Below are 25,142 nucleotides of genomic sequence, written 5' to 3' on the forward strand. Positions count from 1 at the left end.
ATCAATCGAGGACCGGCTGCGCCTGGGCGCGGCCGTTTCCGGAAAAGGCGATCAGGGTGGCCAGCAGCGCCAGCGCGGCCAGCGCGGCGGCGGCCAGCGGCACGCGGGTCAGGCCCAGGCCGTGGTCGATGACGCTGCCGCCGACCCAGGCGCCGAGCGCGTTGCCGACGTTGAAGGCGCCGATGTTCAGGGTCGCCACCAGGTTCGGCGCGGCATGCCCGACGCGGACCACGTTGACCTGCAGCGCGGGCACCGCGGCGAAGGCGGCGGCGGCCCAGAAGAACAGGGTGATTTCCGCCGGCAGCAGGGCCTGGCTGGTCCAGCTGAACAGCGCCGAGACCAGCGCCATGGCGGCGAACACCGCGGCCATGGTGGTGCCCAGGCGCCAGTCGGCGAGGCGGCCGCCGATCACGTTGCCGACGGTCAGGCCGACGCCGATCAGCAGCAGGGTCCAGGTCACGCCGCGCGGGCTGACCCCGGTGACTTCGCCGAGCAGCGGCGCGACGTAGGTGAACAGGGCGAACATCGAGGCGGCGAACAGCACGGTGGTGCCCAGGGCCAGCCACAGCGACGGGTTCTTCAGCGCGGACATTTCCTGGCGCAGGTCGACCTTCTCTTCCTCGCGGTCGTTTGGCAGCACCCTGGCCAGGCCGACGAAGGCGACCACGCCGATCAGGGTCACCACCCAGAAGGTCGCGCGCCAGCCGGCTTCCTGGCCGAGCGCGGTACCCAGCGGCACGCCGAGCACGTTGGCCAGGGTCAGGCCGGTGAACATCAGGGCCACGGCGGAAGCGCGGCGGTTCGGCGCTACCAGGCTGGCGGCGACCACCGAGCCGATGCCGAAGAAGGCGCCATGGCAGAGCGCGGTGACGATCCGCGCCAGCATCAGCAGGCCGTAGTTGGCGGCCACCGCGCAGAGCAGGTTGCCGACGATGAAGATGCCCATCAGCGCGAGCAGGGCTTTCTTGCGCTCCAGGCGGGCGGTGGCCATGGCCATCAACGGGGCGCCGAAGGCCACGGCGAAGGCGTAGCCGCTGATCAGCCAGCCGGCGCTGGGAATGGATACCCGCAGGTCGCCGGCGACCTGCGGCAGCAGGCCCATGATGACGAATTCGGTGGTACCGATGGCAAAGGCGGATAAAGCGAGGACGAGAAGAGACGCCGGCATCGGTCGAGCTCCTGGACTGCGAGGTGGTGGGGTGGAAGCGAGTGCTGCTTACAGCTCGTCGCCGAGTTGGTCGAGGAAGGCCTGGATGGTCTCCTCGTTGCGCTTGAAGAAGTTCCACTGGCCGACCCGGCGGCTGGTCACCAGACCGGCGCGTTGCAGGGTGGCGAGGTGTACCGATACGGTGGACTGGGAGAGACCGGTACGCTGGTCGAACTTGCCGGCGCAGACGCCGATCTCGAACGGGTGGTCCTGCTCGACGAAGTACTTCTCCGGTTCCTTCAGCCAGCGCAGCATGTCGCGTCGCACCGGGTGGGAGAGAGCCTTGATGATTTCGTCGATGTCCAGTGGCATGGCGGTGGTCCGTTGGCCGTCCATATCGGGTTGGGACGAACTATATATCGGTGTGGGACGATATGGGGATCGATTGCGACGATAGTCGCTATCGACAGGGCTGATGACGATGATCGAAACGACCGTTCCGTCCCTGGGGTAAGCTAGCCCGCATGAACTACCTCGCGCATCTCCACCTCGGCGGCCCGCAACCGGCCCAACTGCTCGGCAGCCTGTACGGCGACTTCGTCAAGGGCCGCCTGCAGGGACAATGGCCGGACGAGATCGAGCGGGCCATCCAGTTGCACCGGCGCATCGACGCCTTCACCGACAGCCACCCACTGGTGCATGCGGCCAAGCGGCGCTTCCCGCTGGAGCGCCGGCGTTTCGCCGGCGTCCTGCTGGACGTGTTCTTCGACCACTGCCTGGCGCGCGACTGGAACGACTACGCCGACGAACCGCTGCCGCAGTTCGTCGAGCGGGTCTACGGCACCCTGCGCACCGCCTCGCCGCTGCCGGAGCGCCTGGCGCGCATCGCGCCGCGGATGGCGGCCCAGGACTGGTTGGGCAGCTACCGCGAGTTCGCGGTCTTGCGCGAAGTGCTGGGCGGTATGTCGCGGAGGCTGTCGCGACCGCACCTGCTGGACGGCTCCTGGGAAGAACTGGCCCAGCGCTACGATGACCTGAGCGCGGATTTCCGCGCCTTCTACCCGCAACTCCAGGCTTTCGCCCTGAGCCAGCGCTGAGCCTGGCGCAGCGGCCATTGGCCCGGCCGGCGGAATCACCTATCAATTGTTTCAGTCCGAAGCATCCGCTTGATGCACATCAACCGGCAGCGGTCGCGTCGATCGTTCAATGGGGCCGACGTTCAACGCTCTGCCAATGGAGGTGGAAGATGAAACGAATCCTGGTGGCGACCGACCTGTCCTCGCGTTCCGAGCTGGCGGTCATGCGCGCCGCGGCGCTGGCCAAGGCGAGGAATGCCGAACTGACCGTGCTGAACGTGCTCGACGACGACCAGCCGCCGGTGCTGATCGCGCCGCAACGGCTGGCCATCGCCAACCTGCTGGAAGTGAACGGACAGGCCCTGAAGGAGCGCCTCGGCGTCGAGTCCAAGGCGATCGTGCGGGTCGGCGATCCGGTGGTGGTGATCAACGCGGTGGCCGAGGAGATCGGCGCCGACCTGCTGGTGATGGGCGCGCACCGGCACACGCCGCTGCGCGATCTGTTCATCGGCACCACCCTGGAGCGGGTGGTACGCAATGCGAAGATCCCGGTGCTGCGCGCGGCCGGTGCGCCGGAAGAGGAGTACCGCCGGGTGCTGCTGGCGCTGGACTTCTCGCCGACCTCGACGCGCGCGGTGCAGATGGCCGGCCAGCTCGGCTTCCTCGACGCCGCCAGCCTCACCGCGCTGCATGCCTTCGAGCCGTTCGCCAAAGGCATGATGCGTTATTCGGGGATCAAGGAAGACCGCGTCGAGCATTACGTCGACCAGGAGGAACTCAAGGCCAACGTCGAGCTGCGCGACTACGTCGCCGGCCTGGGGCTGGGCCGCGAGGACATCCAGTTGCGCGTCGGCGAAGGCTTGCCGATCAACGTGATCATGACCGAGGTACGCCGCCAGGCGCCGCAGTTGACGGTGCTCGGCACCCAGGGCCTGACCGGCTTCCGCCGCGCGCTGATCGGCAGCGTGGCCGAGGCGGCCCTCGGCGACCTGCCGTGCGACGTGCTGGCGGTGCCGCCCAAGCGCGACTAGGCGGCGCGCCGGGTTTGCGTAGGGGCGGCAGTGCCGAACAGCGCCAGGCGCACCGCCTGCTGGGCCTGGCGGGCCAGTTCGGCGCGGTCCAGGCCCTGGCTGGGGATCGGTTCCAGCAGCTGGATATGCACGCTGCCGCGCTCGCCGCGCAGCAGGCGGCCGAGGTGGCTGAGCAGGTCGTCGTCGCCGATGAACGGCGCCTGCGCATCGGGCACGCCGTCGCGGCGGTAGCTGATCGCCACTGGCTGCACCGCCACGCCGGCTTCCAGGGCGCTGGCCATCAGGCGACCGTGGAAGGTGCGCAGGCTTTCGCCGTTGGTGGTGGTGCCTTCCGGGAAGATCAGCAGGTTGCGTCCGCGGTGCAGCTGTTCGGCCAAGCGCTGGTTGATCAGCCGGCTGTCGCCCGAGCCGCGGCGGATGAACAGGGTGCCGGCCTTTTCCGCCAGCCAGCCGGCCAGCGGCCAGGCACGCACCTCGGCCTTGGACAGGAAGGTCAGCGGCGCCAGGGCGCCGAGCAGCGGGATATCGGTCCAGGACACATGGTTGGCTACCCACAGCATGGGTTGCCGGGGCGCTTCGCCGCTGACCCTGACCTCGAAGGGCAGGGCCGCGCAGAGGCGCGCCAGCCACCAGCGGGTCAGGCGCTGGCGCAGCGGCGTGACGTCGGCGCCGGGCAGCCGCTCGCGCAGGCTGACCCAAGCGGCCAGGCCCAGTCCGAGCGCGACCAGCCCGAGCAGGCGGGCGCTGCGCAGCAGCAGGCGCAGCCACGCCATCAGACCGCTGCCTTGAAGTGGCGGGCGTAGCGCGGGCAGAGTTCGTCGCGCTTGAGCAGGATGAACACGTCGGCGACCTGGAAATCCGGGTCCCAGCAGGGCTCGCCGCAGATCTTGGCGCCCAGGCGCATGTAGGCCTTGAGCAGCGGCGGCAGCTCGGCGGTGAGGTTTTCCGGGACGTCCAGCGGCGGCAGCGGGTTCTTCGGCTCGGCCTGCAGGTAGTCGGTGCACAGGTAGCGTTCGCGCAGCCGCTGCATCACCGCCTTGGCCTGCATACCGCCGTCGCGCATGGGAATGCTGGCGCAGCCCATCAGGTAGCGGTAGCCGCCCTCGTTGAGGACCTCGGCGAGTTCGCCCCAGAGTACCGCGATGGTGGCGCCGTTGCGGTATTCGGGAGCGACGCAGGTGCGGCCGATCTCCAGGACCGGGCCGTGCAGGGCGTCGAGGCCGGAGAGGTGGAACTCCTCTTCGCTGTAGAAGCGCCCGAGGCGTTCGGCGGCGCGATGGTCGAGCAGCCGGGTGGTGGCCACCAGGGCGCCGCTGTCGAGGTCGCGGACGCCGATGTGCGCGCAGTGACGGTCGTAGTCGTCGCGGTCGAGGCCGTCTTCGGCGCCTTCGAGCTTGGCGTCGAACTCGGCGCTGAATACGCGGTAGCGCAGGGCCTGGGCCTCGCGCAGGGCGCGGGCGCCGTTCAGGCGCTCGGCCTTCAGGCGGCGTCCGGCGACGGGTTCGCGGGTAATGGCGGTCTGGGTCATGCCTGGGCCTCCTTGGGCCGGCGCCGCGGGTTGCGGCCGCTCGGCTTTGTTGTGCAAGCTCAGGCTAGGAAGGCGCGGTGTCACCCCTGTGACAGGGGCGTGATGCTTGTATGACATTGTCGCCGGATGTAACGCGCCGTTGTTCAACGCTGGCACCCTTGGCAGGATGCCGGTTCCGACACATTCCACACTGGAGTCCGCCATGTCCTGGCAACGCTTGCTCGGCCCGCTCGACCGCCTGCCCACCGAAGGCTCCCTGGAAGACTGGCACGCCGCCGCCCTGGCGCGCGCCGACGGTCTTGGCACCCTGGAGCGGGCGGTGCTCGGCGGACGATTGGCGGCGAGTCCGGGCCTGGCCTTCCTCGCCGGCTACCAGGCGGCCCTGCGCGCGCTCTGGCCGGCGGCGCCGGAAGGTCTCGGCGCGCTGTGCGTGACCGAGAAGCGCAGCGTGCGCCCGGCGGACCTGCAGACCCGCCTGGAGGGGCTGGTCCTGCATGGACAAAAGGATTTCGTCACCGCTGGCGACAGCGCCTCCTGGTGGCTGGTGGCCGCCCGCGACGAGGCACCGGGGCAGCCGCCGCGACTGTCGATGACGGTGGTCCTGGCCGGCGCCCCGGGGGCGCGCCTGGAGGCGTTGCCGGCGCTGCCGCTGATGCCGGATGTGCCGCATTCCCGCCTGTTGCTCGACGGTGCCCATTGCGAGCGCCTGCCCGGCGATGGTTGGGACGACTACGTCAGGCCGTTCCGCCTGCTGGAGGATGTCCATGTGCTGGCGGCGCTGGTCGGCTGGCTCTATGGGGTCGGCCATGAATGCGGCTGGCCCTCGCCGCTGCTGCTGCGCCTGGCCGGCATCCTCGGCGGCTGCGCCGAGGTCGCGCGGCATCCGGTCGCCTGCGTCGGCACCCAGGCGGTACTGGCTGGGCTGTTCGAACAGTTCTCGGCGCTGGAGGGGCAACTGGATGCCGCCTTCGCCGCCAACGCCTCGACCTGGGAGGCATTGTGGCAACGCGATCGCGGCTTGCTGGCGATTGCCAACGGGGCCCGCAAAGTTCGCCTGGAGAAGGCCTTGACCCGCCTCGGGCTTGACCCAGGTCAGTGAGGCGCCGCGCCGCAGGCGCTTACCCTGCGCAGCATCCGGCGAGGAATGCTCCTCGGCGCCTGCACAGAGTAGATTTCACCGACCATGCGACGCGAACCGATCGTGCTGTTCGACAACGGCAGCCACCAGTGCCTGTGTTTCGATGACCTCGTCAGCGGCGAAGGGGTCCAGTCCAACCAGTTCCTGATCGTCGACAACGGCCAGTACCTGCTGCTCGATCCCGGCGGCGACCTGACCTACACGCCGCTCTCGCTGGAATTGTCGAAACGCTTTCCGCTGCAGGAGCTGGACTACATCTTCGCTTCGCACCAGGACCCGGACATCATCGCCGCCCTCGACAAGTGGCTGCTGCACACCCGCGCCCGGGTGATCTGCTCCAAGCTGTGGGCGCGCTTCCTGCCGCACCTGACGGCCAACTACCTGGCGGTCAGCCATGGCATCAACACCTACGACCGGGTCATGCCGTTGCCCGACCGCGGCCAGGCGATCGCTCTCGGCGACTGCTCGTTGAAGGCGATCCCCGCGCATTTCCTGCATTCGGTGGGCAACTTCCAGCTCTACGACCCGGTGAGCAAGATCCTTTTCTCGGGCGATATGGGCGCCTCGCTGGTGGACGACGCGGCGCCGGTCAGCGATTTCGCCGCGCATATCCAGTACATGGACGGATTCCATCGCCGCTACATGGCGGCGAACAAGATCTGCCGCCTGTGGGCGCGGATGGTCCGGGACATGGATGTGGAGATGATCGTGCCGCAACACGGGCGGCCCTTCGTCGGCAAGGAAATGATCAGCGCCTTCCTCTACTGGATCGAGAACCTCGAGTGCGGCATCGACCTGCTCGGCCCGGACGACTACCGCATGCCAGGCTGAGTCCGCGCTTCCTGGCGTCATCGAGGCCATGCTAGGGTTGCCCCTCGACCGTCGAGAGGGCCCGCCGATGCCCGCTTTGCCGTTGTCCCGCCGCGCCCTCGCCGCGCTGGCCCTGGTATTCGCCCTCCCTGCCCTGGCCGAAGACTGGCCCGACACCGACTGGCCCCGTGCCCAACAGCCCGCGGGGCCGGCGCTGGAGGCATTCGAGCGCTATGCCTTCGGTCGTCGCGACGATGTTCGTCGTAAAGGCATCCGCACCGACGCGGTAGTGGTGATCCGCGACGGTCGTCTGGTCTATGAGCGCTACGCCGGCCCGAGCCGTGCAGAGACCCCGCACCTTACCTGGTCGGTGAGCAAGAGCCTGCTCGCCACGCTGCTTGGCGTCGCCGAGGGCGAAGGGCGCTTCCAGCTCGACGACCCGGTGGCGCGCTACTACCCGCCGTTCGCCCGTCATCCCGAGGTGACGTTGCGCCACCTGCTGAACTGGTCTTCCGGGCTGGACTGGCAGGAGGACTACGAGTTCGCGCCATTGAAATCCTCCGTGGTGGCGATGCTCTACACCCGTGGGCGTGACGACATGGCCGGCTTCGTCGCCGAAACCCCGCAGGCCCGGCCGCCGGGCCGGCGTTTCCGCTACTCCAGCGGCGACAGCAACGTGCTGGCGGCGGCCCTCCACGGCATGCTCGGCGCGGACTATGCCGAGTACCCCTGGCGCGCGCTGTTCGAGCCGCTGGGCATCCGTTCGGCGGTATGGGAGCGAGACGCCGCCGGCACGTTCGTCGGCTCGTCGTACGTCTACATGAGCGCCCGCGACCTGGCGCGCGTCGGCCTGCTGATGCAGCGCCACGGGCGCTGGCGCGAGCGGCAACTGCTGCCGCTGGCATGGGTCGAGTTCAACCTGACACCCTTCGCCCGCTACCGGCCGAGCGCGGAAGAGGAGGGCGAGGCGGTGCCGGGCGGCCAGTGGTGGTTGAACCGTGCGGTGAAAGGCGCGCCGGCGCCCTGGCCGGACGTCGCCGAGACCGCCTTCGCCGCGCTCGGCCACTGGGGCCAGGCGCTCTACGTGCTGCCCGAGGAGAAGCTGGTGATCGTGCGCTACGCCGACGACCGCGACGGGCGTTTCCGCCACAACGAATTCCTGCGCCTGGCACAGGCGGCGTTCGCCGGGGAGGCGCGGCCATGATCCGTCGCCATCCCTTGCTCTTCCTGTTCGTCCTGGGGCTGCTCGCTGCCCTCGCGTGGGCCTGGCAGAACCGCATCCACCTGGCGGCCTTTCCCGCCATCATCGGCGCCTACACGGCCAAGGAGTACTGCTCCTGCCGCTACGTGATGGGGAACTCCGCGGACTATTGCCGGGCCTATACCCAACAGTACGTGCCGATCAGCGGCTTCTTCGACGACGAAGCCCGCCGCCGGGTGACCGCCCGCGGCCTCGGCAGTACGCAGACGGCCGCCTGGCTGGGCCCGCGCGAGGGATGCCGGCTCATGCCCGAGGCGGACAGGCTGCCGGACTGACCGGCGGCGCATGTCGGGGCGCGGGGCGAGGGACGGCGCCGGCCCGAAGCCGGAGGTGGAATGCCTGTTGTATTGTGTGTCCTGTTATTGCTCCTCAGCCCGCTGCTGTCGGCGGCGGAATGGCAACTGGAGCCGGATTACTCGCGGATCAGCTTCGTTTCCGTGAAACGCGCGAAGATGGCCGAGGTGCAGCGCTTCGATCGTCTCAGCGGCCAGATCGACAAGCAGGGCGTCGCGCGCATCGTGGTGCCGCTGGGCACCCTGGACAGCGGCCTGGCCCTGCGCGACGAGCGAATGAAGGACAACTTCTTCGAAACCTCGCGCTTCCCCGAGGCCACCGTGGAGAGCCGCCTGGACATGGCCGGCTTCGACGACCTGCGGGTCGGCCAGTCGCGGGTCGAGAAGCTCGACTTCACCCTCGACCTGCACGGCCAGCAGCGCCGCCTGAAGGCCGACGTGCTGGTCACCCGCCAGGGCGAAGGGCTGGTCCAGGTGGCGACCCTGGAGCCGGTGCTGCTGAAGCTGCTCGACTTCGACCTGGAAGAGAAGCTCAAGCCCTTGAAGGAGATGGCCAATATTCCCTCGATCACTCCCGAGGTACCGGTGTTCGCCGTGCTGAACTTCCGCGAAGTGCCGCCGGAACAGTTCTGACGTACCGGCGGAGGGCGGCGCGGGCCTTGGGTTCCACCCAGTGGAACCGCCTTCCGTTGTCCTTCGCCGCGTGCCGCGCTTAGCTGTGACCACGCCCGGCCGGCCTTGCGTCCGGGCCTCCCGCCAACAAGACCGGAGCGCAATCCGGCCAGAGGAGAGACGGCATGGCTCGACATCGACACATCGTGGCCTGGCTCGAGGAGGTCGCCGACGACCTGCGTAGCCTGCGCCAGGACATCCACGCCCATCCCGAACTGGGCTTCGAGGAGCGACGCACCGCCGCGCTGGTCGCCGAATGCCTGCGCGGCTGGGGCTACGAAGTGCACGAAGGGATCGGCCGCACCGGCGTGGTCGGCGTCCTCCGCCAGGGCGACGGCACGCGGCGGCTCGGCCTGCGGGCGGACATGGATGCGTTGCCGATCGTCGAGGCCACGGGGCTCGGCTACAGCAGCTGCCACGGCGGGCGCATGCACGCCTGCGGCCACGACGGACACACCGCGATGCTGCTCGGCGCGGCACGCTACCTGGCGGCGACGCGGCGTTTCGACGGCACCCTGGTACTGATCTTCCAGCCCGCCGAGGAAGGCCAGGGCGGCGCCGAGGCGATGCTCGCCGACGGGCTGCTGGAGCGCTTTCCCTGCGATGCGCTGTTCGGCATGCACAACATGCCGGGACTGGAGGCCGGGCACCTGGGCTTCCGCGCGGGACCGATGATGGCTTCCCAGGACCTGCTGAGCGTCACCCTGGAGGGCGTCGGTGGACACGGTTCGATGCCGCACCTGAGCGTCGATCCGTTGCTCGCCGCGTCGAGCGCGGTGATGGCCCTGCAGAGCGTGGTGGCGCGCAACGTCGATCCGCAGAAGGCCGCGGTGGTCACGGTCGGCGCATTGCAGGCCGGCGAGGCGGCCAACGTCATACCCCAGCGCGCCGTGCTGCGCCTGAGCCTGCGGGCGCTCGACGGCCAGGTGCGCGAGCAGGTGCTGCAGCGGGTTCGCCAGATCATCGAGTTGCAGGCCGCCAGCTATGGGTGCCAGGCCAGCATCGAGCACTACCCGGCCTATCCGGTGCTGGTCAACAGCGTCGAGGAAACCGAGTTCGCCCGCCAGGTCGGGGTCGAGCTGGCCGGCGCGGAGCAGGTCGACGGCGACACGCCGAAGCTGATGGGCAGCGAGGACTTCGCCTGGATGCTACAGCGCTGCCCCGGCAGCTACCTGTTCATCGGCAACGGCAGAGGACGGCCGATGGTGCACAACCCGGCCTATGACTTCAACGACGACATCCTGGTCCGGGGCGCGGCCTATTGGGGCGCGCTCGCCGAGACCTGGCTGGCCGCCCCCGCGGCGTCCGGCCTTCGACTGACTGCCGCCAATAACGGCGCGGCCTGAGCCGCGCCGGCATTCCCCCGGTTACCAGGAGATTCCCATGCACGCTTGCCCGAGCGGTACCTCGCGTACCCGCCAGGTGGCGGCTGCCGTGATCGGCAACGCCCTGGAGTGGTACGACTTCATCGTCTACGGCTTCCTTTCCAGCCTGATCGCCAGGCTGTTCTTCCCTTCCGGCGACGAGTACACCTCGCTGTTGATGGCCCTGGCCACCTTCGGTGTCGGTTTCTTCATGCGTCCGGTCGGTGGGGTCCTGCTCGGCCTGTATGCCGACCGCAGGGGACGCAAGGCGGCGATGCAACTGATCATCCTGCTGATGACGCTGTCCATCGCGATGATCGCCTTCGCCCCGACCTACGCGGCGATCGGCGTCGGCGCACCGTTGCTGATCGTGATCGCGCGAATGCTGCAGGGTTTCGCCACCGGCGGCGAGTACGCCAGCGCCACGGCTTTCCTGGTGGAAAGCGCGCCGCCGCACCGGCGCGGTCTCTACGGTTCCTGGCAATTGTTCGGCCAGTGCCTGGCGGTGTTCGCCGGTGCGGGGATGGGCGCGCTGGTCACCCATTGCCTGGACGCCGAGTCCCTGGAGAGCTGGGGCTGGCGGGTGCCGTTCCTGTTCGGTCTGCTGATCGGTCCGGTGGGATTGTGGATCCGCCGCTACATGGGCGAGACCGAGGCCTTCCTCGAAGCCATCCGGGAGCCCGGCGAGCGCCAGGGGCTGCTCGGCGTGCTGCGCGAATACCGGCGCAGCGTGCTGGTGAGCATGGGCCTGACGGTGATCGGCACGGTGTCCTTCTACGTGGTGCTGGTGAATATGCCGACCTTCGCCCACAAGCAGTTGGGCCTGCCGCTGGACGAGGTGTTCATGGTGCAGATGGCTGCGGTGGCGCTGATGACCCTGGTGATCCCGTTGGCTGGGGGACTCTCCGACCGGGTCGGGCGGCGCCCGGTGCTGCTGGTCGCGACCCTGGCCTTCATGCTCATGGTCTATCCGCTGTTCGCCTGGGTCGCCGCGGCGCCGAGCCTGGGGCGCCTGCTGCTGATGCAACTGTTGCTGTGCACGGCGATCGGCGGCTTCTTCGGCCCGGCGCCGACCGCGGTGGCCGAGCAGTTTCCGGTGCGGGTGCGTTCCACCGGCCTGGCGGTGGCGTATAACCTGGCGGTGATGCTGTTCGGCGGTTTCGCTCCGTTCATCGTCACCTGGCTCACCGAGGTCGGCGGCTCGCCAGTGGCGCCGGCGTTCTACGTGCTCGGCGCGGCCTTCCTCGGGCTGCTCGCCACCCTCTATCTGCGGGAGGGCGCGACGCCCGCCCCGCGCCCCCGTGAACCGGCCCTGGGCAAGCCGGCAAGGAGTCTGTGAATGAGCGCCACCCGCCATCGAAGCGACGGCCACGAGGAAATCGTCGCGCTTGACGCGCTGCCGCTGTCCGCGGCGATCCGCCGACGCGAACTGTCCTGCCGCGAGGTCATGCAGGCCTACCTGGCGCAGATCGAACGGTTCAACCCGCGGGTCAACGCCATCGTCTCGCTGCAGGCGGAAAGCCGCCTGCTCGCCCAGGCCGACGAGCGCGACCGGCAACTGGCGCGCGGCGAATGGCTGGGCTGGATGCACGGCATGCCGCAGGCGATCAAGGACCTCGCCGCCACCTCCGGCATTCCTACCACCCTGGGTTCGCCGCTGTTCGCCGGGCAGGTGCCGGAGCACGACGCCATCGTCGTCGAGCGGGTGAAGAGCAGCGGTGCGATCGTCATCGGCAAGACCAACGTACCGGAGTTCGGGCTCGGCTCGCAGACCTACAACCCGCTGTTCGGCACCACCCGCAATGCCTACGATCCGGCGCGGATCGCCGGCGGCAGCAGCGGTGGGGCGGCGGTGGCGCTGGCGCTGCGCATGCTGCCGGTGGCCGACGGCAGCGACATGATGGGTTCGCTGCGCAACCCCGCCGCCTACAACAACGTCTACGACTTCCGCCCGTCCCAGGGACGGGTGCCGCACGGCCCGCAAGCGGAACTGTTCGTCCAGCAACTGGCCACCGAAGGCCCGATGGGGCGCAGCGTGGCGGACCTGGCCCGGCTGCTGGCCACCCAGGCCGGCTACGATCCGCGCTGTCCGCTGTCGTTGCGCGACGATCCGCGCAGGTTCGCCGACGACCTCGGGCGCGATTTCCGCAGAGCCCGGCTCGGCTGGCTCGGCGACTACGCCGGCTACCTGCCGATGGAGGAGGGCGTGCTGGAGCTTTGCGAAGCCGCGCTGGGCGATTTCGCCGAGCTGGGCTGCGACGTCGAGGCGTGCCTGCCGGACTATCCCCTGGAGCGCCTGTGGCGCACCTGGCTGGTCCATCGCCAGTGGCTGGTGCAGGGCTCGCTTGGCGAGCTTTACGCCGATCCCGCACGGCGCGTCCGGCTCAAGCCGGAGGCGCAGTGGGAAGTGGAGTCCGGGCTCGGCCTCGGCGCCACCGAGGTCTATCGCGCCTCGCTGGATCGCAGCGACTGGTATCGGGCGCTGGCGCGTCTGTTCGAACGTTACGATTTCCTCTTGCTGCCCAGCGCCCAGGTGTTTCCTTTCGATGCAGAAACGGCGTGGCCGCGGCAGGTCGCCGGGCGGCCGATGGACACCTATCACCGCTGGATGGAGGTGGTGATCGGCCCGACCCTGGCCGGTTTGCCGGCGATCAGCGTACCGATCGGCTTCGGCGCGGCGGGCCTGCCGATGGGATTGCAGATCATCGGCCCGGCGCAGGCCGACCTGGCGGTGCTGCAACTGGCCCATGCCCACGAGGGCCTGACCCGTTGGGTCAGCCGCCGTCCGCCGGCGATGCTCGAGGCTCCAGGGGGCATCGACTAGGCCGCGGAGCAATGCTGGCGTATTCGCAGATTCTTCCTACATGACCTGGGCCTGCATCTTGCTTTGCCATAACGGTCTGTCGACGGTGGAGGTGTCGTCATGCCGGAAAGAGAAGAGGCGGGAACCGTGCGTTCGGTGGAGCGGGCGCTGGCGATCCTCGATCTGCTGGGCCAGCACCAGGCGCTGGGGCTCGAGGAACTGCATTACCTGACCGAACTGCCCAAGGCCACGGTGTCGCGGCTGCTGCATACCCTGCTGGAGCAGGGCTGGCTGTACCGCGGCTTGACCGACCGGCGCTACCGGCTGCGTTCCACCCGCCTCTACGGTGACGCCGCCGAGCGCTTCCGTTGCCAGGTGGTGGAGCGTTCCGCGCCGCTGCTGGTGGAGTTGAGCGAGCGAACCGGGCTGGTCGCCGATTTGTCGATTCTCGACGGCGACCGCCTGCTGGTGGCGGAAAGCTCGGTGCCCGGCGTCCTGCGCAAGCGCTACCCGGCCAACCGGCTGGTGGTCGGCCAGCACGCCAGCCTGTTCCATTCGGCCATGGGCAAGGCCTGCCTGGGCGAACTGGCAGACAGCGAGGTGCGCCGCCTGGCGCGCCAGCACCAGGTAGACGAGGACCTCTGGTTGCGCACCCGCGAGCAGGCCCACGGCCAGGGCTACGGCGAGCGTACCGAGGGACACTGGGAGTATCCGGTGCGCCTGCCGTTCCTGATCCGCGCGGTGGCCTTGCCGGTACGTGCCCAGGGTCGCCTGCTCGGCAGCGTGGCGCTGCACTGGCCGCGCGACCAGGATTGCGTCGAACGGGTGCGCCGCCGGCACCTGGGAACCCTGGCCGATACCGTCAGTCAGTTGCAGCACGCGCTCGACTGACGCGGGAGTTTGCCTGCTCCCAGGCGGCCGGTTTAAGGTGGCGCCGGACGCAAAGGGAGCCCGCATGCACAAGTTGATCTGCCTCGGCCTGGCCCTCCTGGCCTTGCCGGTCCAGGCCGCCTGGTACCTGGACTACGAGTCGTCGCGACTCAGTTTCATCTCCACCAAGAACGCTACCCTTTCGGAAGTCGGCCGCTTCCTGGTCATGCACGGCAAGGTCGACGACAAGGGGCAGGCGTGCCTGCGCGTCGAGCTGGACTCGGTGAGCACCGACATCCCGCTGCGCGACGAACGCATCCGCGAGCATCTGTTCGAGACCAAGCGCTTCGCCGAGGCGGAGATCACCGCCCAGCTCGACCTGGTGCCGATCGTCGAGCTGGCCGACGGCGTGCAACTGGAAATGCGCCAGCCGGTGACCGTCAGCCTGCACGGCAAGCGCAAGAGCTACGCCAGCGACCTGTTGGTGACCCGCCTGGACGAGCATCGCTTCCAGGTGGTGACCCTGTCGCCGCTGGTGCTGGACGCCGCCGACTTCGACCTCGCCCCCGGCATCGAGACCCTGCGCAAGCTGGCCGGCGCCGGCAGCATCGGGCTCTCGGTGCCGGTCGGCGCCGTGCTGATCTTCACTTCGCGGTGAGCGGCCCGGTCTTTCCCTGGCGCAGCGACAACCGCTTCGCCCTGCTCAATGACGGTGTGCGGTTCTTCCCGCGCATGCTGCTGGCCATCGAGGCGGCGCAGCGGAGCATCGAGCTGGAGCTGTACCTGGTGGAAGACGGGCATTGCGCCGAACTGTTTCTCGTCGCCCTGCTGGATGCCCGCCGCCGGGGCGTCGCCGTGCGCTGCCTGTTCGACGGCTTCGGCTGCCTCGGCCTGGGCAGCGCCTGGATCCAGCGCCTGCGCGAGGCCGGCGGCGAACTGCGGCTGTACAACCCGCTGCGCTGGAAGCTGACTGGCGGCAATCTCTACCGCGACCATCGCAAGCTGCTGCTGGTGGACGGGCGCCTCGGTTATGTCGGCGGCGCCGGGATCACCGACGAATTCTGGGAACCGGTCAGCGACGTCAGCGCCTGGCGCGAGGTGATGGTCGAGATGGACGGCCCGGTGGTGGCGGACTGGGCGGCGCTGTTCGAGCGGCAATGGCTGGCCTGTCTCGAAGAGAAAGCCTGGAAGCCCCGCGAGGGCATGACCCTTACCCGCCTTCCGCCGCAGCCGGGGGCGGCCCGTGGGTTGGGCCGGGTGGCCTACGCCGACGCCCGCCAGCACCGCGACATCCTGCAATCGCTGGTCCGCGCGCTGAACGGCTCGCGCCGACGGATCTGGCTGGCGACGCCGTACTTCCTGCCGACCTGGAAGGTTCGCCGGGCCCTGCGCAAGGCCGCCCAGCGCGGCGTGGAGGTGCGCCTGCTGCTGGCCGGGCGGCTCACCGACCACGCCCCGGTGCGCTATGCCGGGCAGCGCTACTACCCGCGCCTGCTGCGCGCCGGCGTGCGCATCCACGAATACCAGCCGCGCTTCCTGCACCTGAAGATGGTCATGGTCGACGATTGGGTGAGCGTCGGCTCCTGCAACTTCGATCATTGGAATCTACGCTTCAACCTCGACGCCAATCTCGAGGCCCTCGACCCGGACTTCACCAATGAGGCGGCGGCGAGCCTGCTGGCGGACTTCGCCGACAGCCGCGAGGTGACCCTGGCGATGTGGCGCGCGCGACCCCTGTGGATGCGCCTGCACCAGCGCCTGTGGGGTTGGCTGGACCGGGTAGTGGTGAATTTCCTCGACCGCCGGCGCTAGGGAGCGGCCGTTCGTAGCCGCTGGCCGGCCCGGTGAAACTTGCCGGGGAGCTTGCGGGTCTACCCCGGACCGCCCATTACAATGACAAAGGAGAGATGCGTGGCAACGCCCGACTCCAAGGAACGTTTCATCGGACTGGAATGGTTGCGCTTCCTGCTCGGCCTGTACGTGGTGGTGTACCACACCCTGCATACCTATCCGAAAGAGCAGAAGTTTCCCGGTCTCGACGAACTGACCAGCCTGGGGTTCTTCGCCACCAGTACCTTCTTCGTGCTTTCCGGCTTCCTCCTGGCCCATGTCTACGCACGCAGCGGCCGGTTGCGCGAAAGCGCCCGCAGCTTCTGGACCAAGCGACTGTCCAATCTCTATCCGCTGCACCTGTTCTCCCTGCTGCTGTCGATCCTGGTGTTGCTGGCCCTCAGCCACCTGGGAATCGGTCCCGAGCTGGACAAGGCCACCCCGCGCTTCGTCATCTACGACACCAACGAAGTGCTCGGCCGCACCCACCCGGAACTCTTCCTGCACTGGATGAGCAACACCGAACTGTTCGTCAACAGCATCCTGCAGATCCTCCTGCTGCAGGCCTGGAATCCCTATTACCTGACCTTCAACGCGCCGTTGTGGTCGCTGTCGACGCTGATGTTCTTCTACCTGGCGTTTCCCTTCGTCGCCCCGCGGCTGATGCGCAGCCGGCACAAGTGGAAGGTGCTGGCGCTGGTCTGGCTGGTCTACCTGATCCCGCCGGCGCTGGTGGTGGCCAGCGAGAGCTACGGGATTCCCTGGACCGGCCTGCTGCACCGCAATCCGTTGCTGCGCCTGCCGGAATTCCTTGGCGGCATCCTGGCCTACGGGTTGTTCCGCGGCTACCGCGACCGTGGCATGGTGCCGGGACGCGGCCTGCTGGCCGCGCTGGTGGCGCTGGTGGTGGCGGCCTTCCTGGTGGCCGACTACCTGTTCACCCAGGGCGCCAAACATTGGTACTTCCTGCTGCACAACGGCCTCCTGCTGCCGGCCCAGTTGCTGCTGGTGTGCCTTTGCGCGCTGCCCGCCGACTCGAAGAGCGCTTTCGTCCGCCACTGGTCGCCGCGCCTGGGGGCCGCCTCGCTGTCGCTGTTCGCCCTGCATGTGCCGATGTTCACCCTGTTCTCCCGTAGCGAGCGCCTTATCGCCGTGCCGGGGCGTTGTCTCGACGACTGGCGCGCCTGCACCGAGGCGGCGGCCGCGCTGCCATCGTCGCTGCTCTACTACCCGCTGTTCCTGGTCCTGCTGGTGGCGTTCTGCGTGCTGTTCCAGGAGCGCGGCGTGGTGCCGGTGCGCAAGTGGCTGGTGCGCCGGCTGATGCCGGCGCCGGCGCTGGCCAAGGTGCCGCGCGCGGCCTGAGGCCGTTCTCCCGGAGAACCGGACTTTCGACGGGTGGCAGGCCCGGCCCGGCTGGTTATGCTGCGCGGATAACCATAAGAAGAGGGATGGAGCATGCTGCGCAGCCTGTCGCTGGCCCTGTCGATCGTCGCGAGCCTGGTCGGCTGCAGCACGCCCGGCGCGTTCTTCGGTGCGGTGGACGGACCGGCCTTCGTCGCCCATCCGAGCGCCGATGCCAGCCACGCCACCGTCTACCTCTACCGTCCGCGGAGCCAGTGGGCGGACGAGGAACTCGAGGCGCCGGGGATCTTCCTCAACAACGAACTGATCGGCAGCCTACCGAGCAACGGCTACCTGGCGTTCGAGTTCGAGACCGGCAGCTACAAGCTGGAAATGCGCCGGCCGCTGGCGGGCAGCTTCTGGACCCTGTTCGCCGACGGTCCGATGGATTTCACCCGCATCGCCAGCTTCATGCTCGAGGCCAGGGCCGGCTCGGTCTACTACCTGCGCTACGACGAACTCAACCCGCCACCGAAGAGCGAGCACCCGGCGGGTGAGGGCGATGGCCCGCTGCAATTGGTGGCGGCCGATCTCGGCGCTGCGGAAATCGGCGCTACCCACCAGGTTCAGGAGCCCATGCAGTTCGCCGCCAGCGGCTACCGGAAACGCGTGCAGCGCTCGTTCTGGGAAGGCGTCGGGCGGGCCCTGGACAAGATCGGCATCTGAACCCGGCACGCGTGTAGTAACCGTCTATTACCCGCGTCCCCCTGCGGATTGGCTACCTTAGGTGCATCCCCGGTATGACCGGGCCCTGCCCGAAGGAGTGCGCGTGATGGCTGCGAAGAAGATCCTGATGCTGGTCGGCGACTATGCCGAAGACTACGAAACCATGGTCCCGTTCCAGGCCCTGCAGATGGTGGGCCACCAGGTGCATGCGGTGTGTCCGGACAAGCGGGCCGGGCAAAGCGTGCGCACCGCCATCCACGATTTCGAAGGCGACCAGACCTACAGCGAGAAGCCGGGCCACAACTTCACCCTCAATGCCGACTTTGCCCAGGCCCGCGCCGAGGATTACGATGCCCTGCTGATCCCCGGCGGCCGCGCGCCCGAATACCTGCGCCTGAACGAGCAGGTGCTGGCTCTGGTGCGTGACTTCGATGCCGCGCGCAAGCCGATCGCCGCGGTCTGCCATGGCGCCCAGCTGCTGGCCGCCGCCGGCGTTCTGCAAGGGCGGGCGTGCAGCGCCTATCCGGCCTGCGCCCCGGAGGTGCGGCTGGCCGGCGGCGAGTACGTCGACCTTCCGCCGGACCAGGCCCACGTCGACGGCCACCTGGTCACCGCGCCGGCCTGGCCGGCGCATCCGGCGTGGCTGGCGCGCTTCCTCGAGGCGCTCGGCACCCGCATCAGCCACTGAGACCCAGGAGACCCCCGCGCATGTGCGAACTCTATGTGAAAGCCGATCCGATCCTCTATGAATCGCGCTCGCGTTCCTTGCGCATCCGCGGGGTGGTGACCACCCTGCGCCTGGAGAACCAGTTCTGGGACATCCTCCGGGAAATCGCCGAAGGCGAGGGCCTGAGCACCAACCAGTTGATCACCAATCTCTACGAGGAAGTGATGGACTATCGCGGCGAGGTGCTCAACTTCGCCTCCTTCCTGCGTGTCAGTTGCACCCGCTACCTGGCGCAGCGGCGCGAGAAAGTCGCCGAGCTGAGCCTGGTCGGCCAGCGCGCCCAGGCCTGAGGCGAGGGAAGACGCGACCGGGGTGAAACGTTTAGGCTGGTCGCACTTCCTCCCCCGATCCGGCGTCGCCTCGTGAAATACTCCCTGCCCACCACGGCCACCGCGCCGTTCTGTCCCTCGGCGGTCAGCCACAGCGTGGCGGTGCCGGCCGACGCCTCGCCGCTGCGCAAGCTGGCGCTGTTCATCGGCCCCGGCCTGCTGGTCTCGGTCGGCTACATGGACCCCGGCAACTGGGCCACCGCCATCGAGGCGGGCTCGCGCTTCGGCTACGCGCTGCTGTTCGTAGTGGTGCTGGCGAGCTTTTCCGGGATGCTCCTGCAAAGCCTCTGTTCGCGCCTGGGCATCGCCACCGGCCGCGACCTCGCGCAGCTCTCCCGGGAGCGCTACCGCCCTGGCGTGGCGCGTGGCCAATGGCTGCTGGCGGAACTGTCGATCGTCGCTACCGACCTTGCCGAGGTGCTCGGCGCGGCGCTGGCCTTCCACCTGCTGCTGGGCGTCTCGATTACCACCGGGGTGGTCCTCACCGCCTTCGATACCCTGATCGTGCTGGCCCTGCAGGGCGCCAACTTCCGCCGCTTGGAGGCCATAGTGCTGGGGCTGATCGCGACCATCGGCGCGTGTTTCTTCGTCGAACTGGTGCTGATCGGCCCCTACTGGCCGGATGTCGCCGCCGGCTTGCGGCCGTCCTGGGACACCCTGAGCAGCCAGGAGCCGCTGTACCTGGCGATCGGCATCCTCGGCGCGACGGTGATGCCGCACAACCTCTACCTGCATTCGTCCGTGGTGCAGACCCGGGTCAGCGGCGACGACGCGGCGAGCAAACGCTCGGCGATCCGCTTTTCCCGGCTCGACACCATCGGCTCGCTGTCCCTGGCGCTGCTGGTCAATGCGGCGATCCTGATCCTCGCCGCCGCGGCTTTCCACGGCAGCGGCCATACCGAGGTGGTGGAGATCCAGGACGCCTACCACCTGCTCGACCCGTTGGTGGGCGGCGCCCTGGCCAGCTTCCTGTTCGGCTTCGCCCTGCTGGCGGCGGGGCAAAGCTCGACCTTCACCGGCACCATTGCCGGGCAGGTGGTGATGGAGGGTTTCCTCCGGGCGAAGATTCCCTGCTGGCAGCGGCGCCTGATCACCCGCGGCCTGGCCCTGGTGCCGGCCTTGATCGGCGTGCTCTGGCTGGGCGAAGGCGCGGTAGGCAAGCTGCTGGTGCTCAGCCAGGTGGTGCTCAGCCTGCAATTGCCGTTCGCCCTGTGGCCGCTGATTCGCTTCAGCAGCGACCGGGGACTGATGGGGGAGTTCGTCAACCCGCGCTGGGTCAGCGCGCTGGCCTGGTCGTTGTTCGGCCTGATCTCGGCGGCGAACCTGACCTTGCTGTATTTCTGGTTCGGCTGAACCAAGGCGCCTGCGGCGCTGCCAGCCCAGGCTCCGGCCAGTGGCCGTACGAAAAAGCCCGGCGCGGGGCCGGGCTTTTCCAGGGACGGAGCAGGCTTACTTGACCTCGACCGCCAGGCTTTCGGCGATCTTCTTCTGCCAGACCGCCGGGCCGGTGATGTGCACCGACTCGCCGTTGGTGTCGACCGCGACGGTGACCGGCATGTCCTTCACCTCGAACTCGTAGATCGCTTCCATGCCCAGTTCGGCGAAGGCCAGCACCTTGGACTTCTTGATCGCCTGGGCGACCAGGTAGGCGGCGCCGCCGACGGCCATCAGGTATACCGCCTTGTTGTCCTTGATCGCCTCGATGGCGATGGGACCGCGCTCGGACTTGCCGATCATGCCCAGCAGGCCGGTCTGTTCGAGGATCTGGCGGGTGAACTTGTCCATCCGGGTGGCGGTGGTGGGACCGGCCGGGCCGACCACCTCGTCGCCGACCGGATCGACCGGGCCGACGTAATAGATGAAGCGGCCTTTCAGGTCCACCGGCAGCGTTTCGCCCTTGTTCAGCATGTCGACCATGCGCTTGTGCGCGGCGTCGCGGCCGGTGAGCATCTTGCCGTTGAGCAGCAGGGTCTCGCCCGGTTTCCAGCTTTGCACCTCTTCCGGGGTGATCTTGTCCAGGTCGACGCGGCGCGCGGACGGGCCGGCTTCCCAGACGATCTCCGGGTAGGCGTCGAGCGACGGCGCTTCCAGTTCGGCGGGGCCGGAGCCGTCGAGCACGAAGTGGGCGTGGCGGGTCGCGGCGCAGTTGGGGATCATGCACACCGGCAGCGAGGCGGCGTGGGTCGGGTAGTCCATGATCTTGACGTCGAGCACGGTGGTCAGGCCGCCCAGGCCCTGGGCACCGATGCCCAGCTGGTTGACCTTCTCGAACAGCTCCAGGCGCAGTTCCTCGATGCGGTTCTGCGGGCCGCGGGCCTTCAGTTCGTGGATGTCGATCGGGTCCATGAGGACCTCCTTCGCCATCACCGCTGCTTTCTCCGCGGTACCGCCGATGCCGATGCCGAGCATGCCCGGCGGGCACCAGCCGGCGCCCATGGTCGGTACGGTCTTCAGCACCCAGTCGACGATCGAGTCGGACGGGTTGAGCATGGCCATCTTCGACTTGTTCTCCGAGCCGCCGCCCTTGGCCGCGACATCGACCTCGACCTTGTCGCCGGGAACGATGGAGTAGTGGATCACCGCCGGCGTGTTGTCCTTGGTGTTCTTCCGCGCGCCGGCCGGGTCGGCCAGGATCGAGGCGCGCAGGACGTTCTCCGGCAGGTTGTAGGCGCGACGCACGCCTTCGTTGATCATATCGTCGACGCTCATGGTAGCGCCGTCCCAGCGCACGTCCATGCCGACCCGGACGAACACGGTGACGATCCCGGTGTCCTGGCAGATCGGGCGGTGGCCGGTGGCGCACATGCGCGAGTTGATCAGGATCTGCGCCATGGAGTCGCGGGCAGCCGGCGATTCTTCGCGCAGGTAGGCCTCATGCATGGCCTGGATGAAATCGACCGGGTGGTAGTAGGAGATGAACTGCAGGGCATCGGCGACGCTCTGGATCAGGTCGTCTTGCTTGATCACGGCCATGGAGCACGGTCCTCTTCAGGCGGGTAATTCGGATGCGGGGCAGGGTCACGGAGCCGGCCGCAGCCGAGGAGCGCGCCGGTCAGGCACCGGCGCAAAAAAGGCGCGACAGTATAGCCGTTCCGGCGAGACGGGCGCACGCGCCGACGATCAGACCTTGGTCGGCCAGCCGGCTGGTCGGCCGATAAATCCGCGGTCCGCTAGCTGGCAGTTCGTTCGACTAGGCAACCCGCAGGGGGCAGGGTACATTGCGGCCAGGTGCCATTACGGGACGGAGCCCATGCGCACAGACAAGCCTCCTCTGAAACAGCGTGCGCTGCAAAAGCTCTTGCTCCGCCGGTTCGGCATGGCCGCAGGCACCTACCTGCTCGGCCTGGTCCTGCTCTGGCTGGCGCTACTCAGCGGCTTCTACCGCGCAGCGCCGACCACCGCGGCAGCCAGCACCACCCTGGTGGTGGCTTGCCAACTGGCCTTCCTCTGGCTGTTCGCCAGCGGTCGCAACCTGCGTTACGCCGATCCCAGCCTGACCGAGCCGCAGGTGCTGGTGGCGATCGCCTGGCTGACCTATTTCCTCTATCACGTCGACAGCCTGCGCGGCACCTTCATGGTGTTCTACGTGCTGGCCCTGCTGTTCGGCGTGTTCCAACTGCCGCCGCGGGTCTTCGCCCGCTGTGCGGCGCTGGCGTTCATCGCTTTTTCCGGCATCTACCTGGTAGAGGCCTTGCAGCAGCGTCTCGAGCTGCCGGGCCGGGCTGCATTGCAGGTGCTCGTGATGTTCATCGTAATGGTCTGGCTGAGCCTGTTCGCCAGCTACATACAGGCGATGCGGCAACGCATGCGCCAGCGCCGCTATGCCTTGCAGGCGCACCAGGACACGCTGCGCGGCATGATGCGCCAACTGGAAGACCTAGTGGCCACCGACGAACTCACCGGGCTGTTCAACCGCCGGCATTTCATGCGCCTGGCCAGTCGGGCGCTGGAAGACCTGCTGCCGAACCGGCAGCACGGCCTGGCGCTGATCGACCTCGATCACTTCAAGCGGATCAACGACCGCCACGGCCACGCCGCCGGTGATCGGGTCCTGCAGACCTTCGCCGCGGTGGCGCGTTCCTGTCTGCGCGATGGCGACGTCCTGGCCCGTTACGGCGGCGAGGAGTTCGTCCTGCTGCTGCCCCACGCCGACGCGGAACAGCTGGAAAGCTGTTGCGAGCGCCTGCGCCTGGCGTTCCAACAGGCGGAACCGGTCGGGGTCACGGTGGATACCCTGAGCCTTTCGGTGGGCATGACCCTGCTGTATGCCGACGACGATCTCGACGAGGCCTTGCAGCGGGCCGACCAGGCGCTCTACCGTGCCAAGCGCGGCGGACGAAACCGCTGCGACGCCACCTGGGAGGTCACCAGTGCCTGACATACGGGTCGGCGAGCGACGCCTTGCCGTCGCCGCCGGCAGCAACCTGCTGGATGCGCTGCTCGCCGGTGGCATCGCCGTGCCCCATAGCTGCCGCGCCGGCAGTTGCCACGCCTGCCTGGTGCATTGCCTGCAGGGCGAGGTGGAAGACACCCTCCCGGAGGCGCTCGATCCGGTACGGCGCGAAGCGGGCTGGCGGCTGGCCTGTCAGTGCCGGGTGCTCGGCGACCTCGTGTTGCAGCCTTTCGATCCTGAGCGCGACGGGCTGCCGGCCAGGGTCGTCGCCTGCCACTGGCTGGGCGATGTGCTGCGCCTGCGCCTGGAGCCGGAGCGGCCCTTGCGCTATCGCGCCGGGCAGCACCTGCTGCTGTGGAGCGACGATGGCGTGGCGCGTCCCTATTCGCTGGCCAGCCTGCCTCACGAGGACCCATGGCTGGAGTTCCACATCGACTGTAGCGCTCCCGGCGCGTTCTGCGACCGCGCCCGGCGCCTGGCGCCTGGCGCGCTCCTGCGTCTGGGCGAGTTGCGCGGCGGGGCGTTGCGCTACGAGCCGGACTGGCAGGAGCGACCGCTGTTGCTGATGGCCGCCGGCACCGGGCTGGCGCCGCTCTGGGGGATACTTCGCGAGGCCTTGCGCGCGGAACACCAGGCGCCGATCCAGTTGCTGCACCTGGCGCGCGACCACTACCTGGCGAGCGAGTTGGCGGAGTTGGCCGGGCGTCATCCGCAAGTGCGCGTCAACCTGGTGTCGGCGGCGCAGTTGCCCTCTGCCTTGGCCGATCTCCGCCTTGTTCCGCGGCGCAGCATGGCCTTACTCTGCGGCCAACCCGCCAGCGTCGAACGCTTCGCCCGGCATCTCTACCTGGCCGGCGTACCGCGTAGCCAGACCCTGGCGGACCTGTTCCTGCCCCACGCCTGACGCGGCGCGGTGGCGGTGCCTTGCAGCCATTGCCGCGGCCCTGCGCCGCATCCCTGGAGTGACGATGAGCGAGCTGATTCGGGTCGAACGCGAAGCGGGGCTGCTGACCCTGCGCCTGGACCGCCAGGACAAGAAGAACGCGCTGACCCGCGCGATGTACAGTCGGATGGCCGAGGCGCTGCTGGAGGCGCAGGCCGATACGGCTGTGCGGGTAGTGCTGATCACTGGCGGCGATGCCTGCTTCACCAGCGGCAACGACATCCTCGACTTCCTCGAGCAACCGCCATCCCTGCGCGACAGCCCGGTCGGCCGCTTCATGAGCGCCCTGCTGGAATTCCCCAAGCCGGTGATCGCCGCGGTGAACGGACCGGCGGTGGGTATCGGCACCACCCTGCTGCTGCATTGCGACCTGGTCTTCGTCGGTCGCAATGCGCGATTGAAGATGCCGTTCGTCAACCTCGGCCTGACACCGGAGTTCGGCTCGAGCCTGATCCTGCCGCGCATGCTCGGTCATGCCAGGGCTGCGGAATTGCTGATGCTCGGCCAGGACTTCAGCGGCGAGCAGGCGGCGGCCTGGGGCCTGGCCAATGCGGCGCTGGAGGATGGCGCCACGGTGCTGGAGCACGCCCGCGATGCGGCCCGGCGCTTCCTGCACCTGGCGCCCTCGGCGGTAGTGGAGAGCAAGCGCCTGATGAAAGCGCCGTTTATCGAGGAGCTTCGCCGGGTGATCGCCGAGGAAGGCGATATCTTCAGTACCCGACTGCGCTCGCCCGAGGCGGTCGAGGCGCTCAGCGCCTTCATGCACCGGCGCCAGCCGGATTTCTCCAGGTTCGCCTGAGCACACCGCTGTTGGGCCAGCGGGGCACCGGTCCGTAGGGCGGATAACGCCATAGGCGTTA

Annotated in this window: 26 protein-coding genes; 21 read left to right on the top strand and 5 right to left on the bottom strand. The window is 68.6% G+C overall.

The features are described 5' to 3' along the window. Position 1 precedes the first annotated feature (1 nt). Together HMPREF2716_RS13340 and pyeR are read right to left on the bottom strand one after the other, a co-directional pair. Positions 2-1,168: an MFS transporter gene (locus HMPREF2716_RS13340; protein ID WP_003103801.1), complete on the bottom strand. Its 1,167-nt coding sequence runs from the start codon at positions 1,166-1,168 to the stop codon at positions 2-4. A 48-nt stretch (positions 1,169-1,216) separates the two neighbouring features. After that, entirely contained in the window at positions 1,217-1,519 is a 303-nt protein-coding gene (gene pyeR, locus HMPREF2716_RS13345) for an ArsR family transcriptional repressor PyeR (RefSeq protein WP_003093978.1), read from the bottom strand. 152 nt (positions 1,520-1,671) lie between these two features. Between pyeR and HMPREF2716_RS13350 the strand changes: the two genes are divergently transcribed. Further along, positions 1,672-2,244, top strand: coding sequence for an acyl carrier protein phosphodiesterase (locus tag HMPREF2716_RS13350; RefSeq protein WP_003093976.1), 573 nt, complete (start codon positions 1,672-1,674; stop codon positions 2,242-2,244). A 149-nt stretch (positions 2,245-2,393) separates the two neighbouring features. After that, on the top strand, positions 2,394-3,254 hold the full coding sequence (locus HMPREF2716_RS13355) for a universal stress protein (protein ID WP_003093974.1): 861 nt from the start codon (positions 2,394-2,396) through the stop codon (positions 3,252-3,254). Here the strand turns inward: HMPREF2716_RS13355 and olsA are convergent. Together olsA and olsB are read right to left on the bottom strand one after the other, a co-directional pair. Next, on the bottom strand, positions 3,251-4,027 hold the full coding sequence (olsA, locus tag HMPREF2716_RS13360; protein ID WP_023518061.1) for a lyso-ornithine lipid O-acyltransferase: 777 nt from the start codon (positions 4,025-4,027) through the stop codon (positions 3,251-3,253). The two genes, HMPREF2716_RS13355 and olsA, sit on opposite strands and share 4 nt — an antisense overlap. Further along, complete coding sequence (gene olsB, locus HMPREF2716_RS13365) at positions 4,027-4,782, bottom strand: L-ornithine N(alpha)-acyltransferase (RefSeq protein ID WP_003093970.1); 756 nt, start codon at positions 4,780-4,782, stop codon at positions 4,027-4,029. The genes olsA and olsB overlap by 1 nt, the downstream gene beginning before the upstream one ends. A 202-nt stretch (positions 4,783-4,984) precedes the next feature. On the opposite strand from olsB, the gene HMPREF2716_RS13370 reads away from it, so the two are divergent. The 16 genes from HMPREF2716_RS13370 to HMPREF2716_RS13445 all read left to right on the top strand — a co-directional run bounded on the left by HMPREF2716_RS13370 (position 4,985) and on the right by HMPREF2716_RS13445 (position 20,299). Continuing rightward, positions 4,985-5,881 (top strand): acyl-CoA dehydrogenase middle domain-containing protein, encoded by an 897-nt coding sequence (locus HMPREF2716_RS13370; protein WP_003093969.1) that lies wholly within the window; start codon positions 4,985-4,987, stop codon positions 5,879-5,881. A gap of 84 nt (positions 5,882-5,965) precedes the next feature. Next, the gene (locus tag HMPREF2716_RS13375; protein WP_003093967.1) at positions 5,966-6,751 is read left to right on the top strand and encodes an oxygen-binding di-iron domain-containing protein; all 786 of its coding nucleotides are present in this window, start codon (positions 5,966-5,968) and stop codon (positions 6,749-6,751) included. 67 nt (positions 6,752-6,818) lie between these two features. Beyond that, on the top strand, positions 6,819-7,934 hold the full coding sequence (locus tag HMPREF2716_RS13380) for a serine hydrolase domain-containing protein (protein ID WP_003101127.1): 1,116 nt from the start codon (positions 6,819-6,821) through the stop codon (positions 7,932-7,934). Next, the gene (locus HMPREF2716_RS13385) at positions 7,931-8,266 is read left to right on the top strand and encodes a hypothetical protein (RefSeq protein ID WP_003093963.1); all 336 of its coding nucleotides are present in this window, start codon (positions 7,931-7,933) and stop codon (positions 8,264-8,266) included. Before HMPREF2716_RS13380 ends, HMPREF2716_RS13385 begins: the two co-directional genes overlap by 4 nt. 60 nt (positions 8,267-8,326) lie before the next feature. Then, positions 8,327-8,917 (top strand): YceI family protein, encoded by a 591-nt coding sequence (locus HMPREF2716_RS13390; RefSeq protein WP_003120867.1) that lies wholly within the window; start codon positions 8,327-8,329, stop codon positions 8,915-8,917. Between the two features lie 164 nt (positions 8,918-9,081). Then, positions 9,082-10,302, top strand: a complete 1,221-nt coding sequence (locus HMPREF2716_RS13395) for a M20 aminoacylase family protein (protein WP_003101134.1) — start codon at positions 9,082-9,084, stop codon at positions 10,300-10,302. Between the two features lie 37 nt (positions 10,303-10,339). Further along, entirely contained in the window at positions 10,340-11,659 is a 1,320-nt protein-coding gene (locus HMPREF2716_RS13400) for a citrate-proton symporter (RefSeq protein ID WP_003101135.1), read from the top strand. Next, positions 11,660-13,144 carry an amidase gene (locus tag HMPREF2716_RS13405; RefSeq protein ID WP_070621914.1) on the top strand — a complete coding sequence of 495 codons (1,485 nt, stop codon included), beginning with the start codon at positions 11,660-11,662 and terminating at the stop codon, positions 13,142-13,144. It begins immediately after the preceding gene. Between the two features lie 99 nt (positions 13,145-13,243). After that, entirely contained in the window at positions 13,244-14,014 is a 771-nt protein-coding gene (locus HMPREF2716_RS13410; protein WP_003093951.1) for an IclR family transcriptional regulator, read from the top strand. A 64-nt stretch (positions 14,015-14,078) separates the two neighbouring features. Next, positions 14,079-14,651 carry a YceI family protein gene (locus HMPREF2716_RS13415; protein ID WP_023518060.1) on the top strand — a complete coding sequence of 191 codons (573 nt, stop codon included), beginning with the start codon at positions 14,079-14,081 and terminating at the stop codon, positions 14,649-14,651. A gap of 74 nt (positions 14,652-14,725) precedes the next feature. Beyond that, complete coding sequence (locus HMPREF2716_RS13420) at positions 14,726-15,805, top strand: phospholipase D-like domain-containing protein (protein ID WP_003120863.1); 1,080 nt, start codon at positions 14,726-14,728, stop codon at positions 15,803-15,805. A 99-nt stretch (positions 15,806-15,904) separates the two neighbouring features. Continuing rightward, positions 15,905-17,185, top strand: coding sequence for an acyltransferase family protein (locus HMPREF2716_RS13425; protein WP_023518059.1), 1,281 nt, complete (start codon positions 15,905-15,907; stop codon positions 17,183-17,185). A 93-nt stretch (positions 17,186-17,278) separates the two neighbouring features. Next, the gene (locus tag HMPREF2716_RS13430; RefSeq protein WP_003101143.1) at positions 17,279-17,890 is read left to right on the top strand and encodes a DUF2846 domain-containing protein; all 612 of its coding nucleotides are present in this window, start codon (positions 17,279-17,281) and stop codon (positions 17,888-17,890) included. 103 nt (positions 17,891-17,993) lie between these two features. Further along, positions 17,994-18,578, top strand: a complete 585-nt coding sequence (locus HMPREF2716_RS13435; protein ID WP_003120861.1) for a DJ-1/PfpI family protein — start codon at positions 17,994-17,996, stop codon at positions 18,576-18,578. 20 nt (positions 18,579-18,598) lie between these two features. Continuing rightward, positions 18,599-18,907 (top strand): ribbon-helix-helix domain-containing protein, encoded by a 309-nt coding sequence (locus HMPREF2716_RS13440; protein WP_003101146.1) that lies wholly within the window; start codon positions 18,599-18,601, stop codon positions 18,905-18,907. Positions 18,908-18,991: 84 nt separating this feature from the next. Further along, positions 18,992-20,299: an Nramp family divalent metal transporter gene (locus tag HMPREF2716_RS13445; protein ID WP_073637108.1), complete on the top strand. Its 1,308-nt coding sequence runs from the start codon at positions 18,992-18,994 to the stop codon at positions 20,297-20,299. A gap of 96 nt (positions 20,300-20,395) precedes the next feature. Here HMPREF2716_RS13445 and HMPREF2716_RS13450 read toward each other — a convergent pair whose 3' ends face one another. Next, positions 20,396-21,919 carry a fumarate hydratase gene (locus HMPREF2716_RS13450; protein WP_003093938.1) on the bottom strand — a complete coding sequence of 508 codons (1,524 nt, stop codon included), beginning with the start codon at positions 21,917-21,919 and terminating at the stop codon, positions 20,396-20,398. Between the two features lie 277 nt (positions 21,920-22,196). Between HMPREF2716_RS13450 and HMPREF2716_RS13455 the strand changes: the two genes are divergently transcribed. From HMPREF2716_RS13455 to HMPREF2716_RS13465, 3 genes are all read left to right on the top strand, one after another. Next, a complete protein-coding gene (locus HMPREF2716_RS13455; RefSeq protein WP_023113545.1) occupies positions 22,197-23,324 on the top strand; it encodes a GGDEF domain-containing protein in 1,128 nt (375 codons plus the stop codon). Beyond that, on the top strand, positions 23,317-24,243 hold the full coding sequence (locus tag HMPREF2716_RS13460) for an iron-sulfur-binding ferredoxin reductase (protein ID WP_003455448.1): 927 nt from the start codon (positions 23,317-23,319) through the stop codon (positions 24,241-24,243). The genes HMPREF2716_RS13455 and HMPREF2716_RS13460 overlap by 8 nt, the downstream gene beginning before the upstream one ends. A 64-nt stretch (positions 24,244-24,307) precedes the next feature. Next, on the top strand, positions 24,308-25,081 hold the full coding sequence (locus HMPREF2716_RS13465; RefSeq protein WP_003163010.1) for an enoyl-CoA hydratase: 774 nt from the start codon (positions 24,308-24,310) through the stop codon (positions 25,079-25,081). Positions 25,082-25,142 lie beyond the last annotated feature (61 nt).

It is taken from the genome of Pseudomonas sp. HMSC076A11 (assembly GCF_001810205.1).
Classification (GTDB): domain Bacteria; phylum Pseudomonadota; class Gammaproteobacteria; order Pseudomonadales; family Pseudomonadaceae; genus Pseudomonas; species Pseudomonas aeruginosa.

Excerpts from the sequence above, each read along its gene's own strand:
- HMPREF2716_RS13340 (WP_003103801.1), bottom strand. The coding sequence starts at position 1,168 with ATGCCGGCGTCTCTTCTCGTCCTCGCTTTATCCGCCTTTGCCATCGGT.
- pyeR (WP_003093978.1), bottom strand. The coding sequence starts at position 1,519 with ATGCCACTGGACATCGACGAAATCATCAAGGCTCTCTCCCACCCGGTG.
- HMPREF2716_RS13350 (WP_003093976.1), top strand. The coding sequence starts at position 1,672 with ATGAACTACCTCGCGCATCTCCACCTCGGCGGCCCGCAACCGGCCCAA.
- HMPREF2716_RS13355 (WP_003093974.1), top strand. The coding sequence starts at position 2,394 with ATGAAACGAATCCTGGTGGCGACCGACCTGTCCTCGCGTTCCGAGCTG.
- olsA (WP_023518061.1), bottom strand. The coding sequence starts at position 4,027 with ATGGCGTGGCTGCGCCTGCTGCTGCGCAGCGCCCGCCTGCTCGGGCTG.
- olsB (WP_003093970.1), bottom strand. The coding sequence starts at position 4,782 with ATGACCCAGACCGCCATTACCCGCGAACCCGTCGCCGGACGCCGCCTG.
- HMPREF2716_RS13370 (WP_003093969.1), top strand. The coding sequence starts at position 4,985 with ATGTCCTGGCAACGCTTGCTCGGCCCGCTCGACCGCCTGCCCACCGAA.
- HMPREF2716_RS13375 (WP_003093967.1), top strand. The coding sequence starts at position 5,966 with ATGCGACGCGAACCGATCGTGCTGTTCGACAACGGCAGCCACCAGTGC.
- HMPREF2716_RS13380 (WP_003101127.1), top strand. The coding sequence starts at position 6,819 with ATGCCCGCTTTGCCGTTGTCCCGCCGCGCCCTCGCCGCGCTGGCCCTG.
- HMPREF2716_RS13385 (WP_003093963.1), top strand. The coding sequence starts at position 7,931 with ATGATCCGTCGCCATCCCTTGCTCTTCCTGTTCGTCCTGGGGCTGCTC.
- HMPREF2716_RS13390 (WP_003120867.1), top strand. The coding sequence starts at position 8,327 with ATGCCTGTTGTATTGTGTGTCCTGTTATTGCTCCTCAGCCCGCTGCTG.
- HMPREF2716_RS13395 (WP_003101134.1), top strand. The coding sequence starts at position 9,082 with ATGGCTCGACATCGACACATCGTGGCCTGGCTCGAGGAGGTCGCCGAC.
- HMPREF2716_RS13400 (WP_003101135.1), top strand. The coding sequence starts at position 10,340 with ATGCACGCTTGCCCGAGCGGTACCTCGCGTACCCGCCAGGTGGCGGCT.
- HMPREF2716_RS13405 (WP_070621914.1), top strand. The coding sequence starts at position 11,660 with ATGAGCGCCACCCGCCATCGAAGCGACGGCCACGAGGAAATCGTCGCG.
- HMPREF2716_RS13410 (WP_003093951.1), top strand. The coding sequence starts at position 13,244 with ATGCCGGAAAGAGAAGAGGCGGGAACCGTGCGTTCGGTGGAGCGGGCG.
- HMPREF2716_RS13415 (WP_023518060.1), top strand. The coding sequence starts at position 14,079 with ATGCACAAGTTGATCTGCCTCGGCCTGGCCCTCCTGGCCTTGCCGGTC.
- HMPREF2716_RS13420 (WP_003120863.1), top strand. The coding sequence starts at position 14,726 with ATGCTGCTGGCCATCGAGGCGGCGCAGCGGAGCATCGAGCTGGAGCTG.
- HMPREF2716_RS13430 (WP_003101143.1), top strand. The coding sequence starts at position 17,279 with ATGCTGCGCAGCCTGTCGCTGGCCCTGTCGATCGTCGCGAGCCTGGTC.
- HMPREF2716_RS13440 (WP_003101146.1), top strand. The coding sequence starts at position 18,599 with ATGTGCGAACTCTATGTGAAAGCCGATCCGATCCTCTATGAATCGCGC.
- HMPREF2716_RS13450 (WP_003093938.1), bottom strand. The coding sequence starts at position 21,919 with ATGGCCGTGATCAAGCAAGACGACCTGATCCAGAGCGTCGCCGATGCC.
- HMPREF2716_RS13455 (WP_023113545.1), top strand. The coding sequence starts at position 22,197 with ATGCGCACAGACAAGCCTCCTCTGAAACAGCGTGCGCTGCAAAAGCTC.
- HMPREF2716_RS13465 (WP_003163010.1), top strand. The coding sequence starts at position 24,308 with ATGAGCGAGCTGATTCGGGTCGAACGCGAAGCGGGGCTGCTGACCCTG.